The 290-nt window shown below is 42.8% G+C and carries 1 rRNA gene; it reads right to left on the bottom strand.

The annotated features are described in order from the left end of the window. A 5S ribosomal RNA gene (gene rrf, locus ACSLUH_RS19590) occupies positions 1-70 on the bottom strand; the annotation flags it as partial. Positions 71-290: the final 220 nt, after the last annotated feature.

The following is a 290-nucleotide window of genomic DNA, read 5'->3' as shown; positions in this document are numbered from 1 at the left end:
CGGCGCGACTGCGTTTCACTTCTGAGTTCGGAATGGGATCAGGTGGTACCACAGTGCTATTGTCGCTAGACAAAAACGTTTACTTAACTTGAAACTTCAAGGTAAGTAGTAATTCGGAAAGCGATATTTCTAATTCAATTCATTAAGTACGCGACGTGCAAGAATGCACTAGTGTCGAACATAACCACGGATGGTGGGTTCGACCAATTTGTCAGACAACACTTATAAAACTACTTGGGTGTTGTATGGTTAAGCCTCACGGGCAATTAGTATCAGTTAGCTCAATGCCT

It is taken from the genome of Thalassotalea ganghwensis, from assembly GCF_053485795.1.
Note: the sequence above shows the minus strand (reverse complement) of the source record. Positions and strands in the feature narration are given on the sequence as shown.